This is a genomic window from Brachyspira catarrhinii (assembly GCF_005518285.1).
Classification (GTDB): domain Bacteria; phylum Spirochaetota; class Brachyspiria; order Brachyspirales; family Brachyspiraceae; genus Brachyspira; species Brachyspira catarrhinii.
Genome location: NZ_SJDU01000601.1, coordinates 1 through 985, shown reverse-complemented (window position 1 = coordinate 985; position 985 = coordinate 1). Strand labels below are relative to the sequence as shown.

2 protein-coding genes are annotated in these 985 nt (G+C 34.4%); both read left to right on the top strand.

Annotation, left to right across the window (positions count from 1 at the left end; genetic code table 11):
• Positions 1–569 (top strand): translation initiation factor IF-3 (gene infC, locus EZH24_RS12560; RefSeq protein WP_201798601.1); only part of this gene is annotated, 569 nt, incomplete at its 5' end.
• 94 nt (positions 570–663) lie between these two features.
• Positions 664–867, top strand: coding sequence for a 50S ribosomal protein L35 (rpmI, locus tag EZH24_RS12555; protein WP_137999387.1), 204 nt, complete (start codon positions 664–666; stop codon positions 865–867).
• Positions 868–985 lie beyond the last annotated feature (118 nt).

Sequence of the window (985 nt, the reverse complement as noted above, 5' to 3'; positions counted from 1 at the left end):
CAACGATAAAAAGAGAAGGAGAGAGAATTAATCAGTTTATTAAGGCAAGCGAAGTCAGAGTAGTGCATGATAAAAAAGGAAGTTTAGGCGTTATGAATATTAAAGACGCCCTTGCGCTTGCGAGAGAGGAAGATTCGGATTTGGTGGAGATAGTGCCTAACGCTAATCCGCCCGTTTGTAAGATTATAAATTACGGAAAATATAAATTCGAACTTCAAAAGAAAAATAAAGAGGCTAAAAAAAAGCAAAAACTTGTGCAACTTAAAGAAATTAAGATGCGCCCGCAGATAAGCGTTCATGATTATAATTTTAAGATGAAGCATATACGCGAATTCTTAAACGAAGGAAATAAGGTTAAAATCACCATAATGTTTAGAGGAAGGGAAATGGCGCATACGGAATTTGGACGAGACCTTATAGCCAAAATCATAAAAGATTTGGAAAGCGAAGCCTCTACGGAGAAACCTCCAAAAATGGAAGGACGAAATTTGTCTGCGGTTTTGAATCCAGTTAAAGTGAAAAAGACTTTTTCCGATGCGGATAAAAACGAAAAAGAAAATATAGAGTAATAATAAGCCCACTGACTATGCATACTTATCATATGTATAGACGAGCATAAATTAAAATTAAATAAAAATTAAAACTTATAAAAGAGGAAAAATTATGAGACAGAAATTGAAAACTAAAAGCGGAGCGAAAAAAAGATTTAGATTTTCAAAAAACGGAAAAGTAAAATTCGCTCATGCGTTCGGAAGTCATAAATTTTTGCATAAAAGACCCGACACGAAGAGAAAATATCGAAAAGCTAAAATAGCGGACGATACGAATATGGCGGAAATGCCGAGATTGATGCCTTATGGCGGATAACGATTTATTTATTTAAGGAGAATAAAAATGAGAGCGGGAAGCGGAACGGTAAGAAAACATAAAGTTAAAAAAATATTAAAAATGGCTAAAGGCTATTACGGTTCTCACAGCAAACAGA

Excerpts from the sequence above, each read along its gene's own strand:
- rpmI (WP_137999387.1), top strand. The coding sequence starts at position 664 with ATGAGACAGAAATTGAAAACTAAAAGCGGAGCGAAAAAAAGATTTAGA.